The 589-nt window shown below is 55.7% G+C and carries 1 rRNA gene; it reads left to right on the forward strand.

Annotated elements, in window-relative coordinates:
- Positions 1–520: ribosomal RNA gene (locus ACYQ1A_RS21810) — 16S ribosomal RNA — on the forward strand; the annotation flags it as partial.
- Positions 521–589 lie beyond the last annotated feature (69 nt).

Consider the following 589-nt stretch of genomic DNA (forward strand, 5'->3'; position numbering starts at 1 on the left):
GAGTGCCTTCGGGAGCCGTAACACAGGTGCTGCATGGCTGTCGTCAGCTCGTGTCGTGAGATGTTGGGTTAAGTCCCGCAACGAGCGCAACCCTTGCCATTAGTTGCCAGCATTCAGTTGGGCACTTTAATGGGACTGCCGGTGACAAACCGGAGGAAGGTGGGGATGACGTCAAGTCCTCATGGCCCTTATGACCAGGGCTTCACACGTCATACAATGGTCGGTACAGAGGGCAGCCAACCCGCGAGGGGGAGCCAATCCTTTAAAACCGATCGTAGTCCGGATTGCACTCTGCAACTCGAGTGCATGAAGTCGGAATCGCTAGTAATCGCGGATCAGCATGTCGCGGTGAATACGTTCCCGGGCCTTGTACACACCGCCCGTCACACCATGGGAGTGGGTTCTACCAGAAGTGGCCAGACTAACCTTCGGGGGGTCGGTTACCACGGTAGGATTCATGACTGGGGTGAAGTCGTAACAAGGTAGCCGTAGGGGAACCTGCGGCTGGATCACCTCCTTTCAAGAGAAGGTCGATTCCAAGTACTCACACTCATCGGCTGTAGGTTAGAGATACGGAGCACTGTGCAAG

The organism is Silvimonas sp. JCM 19000 (assembly GCF_054652575.1).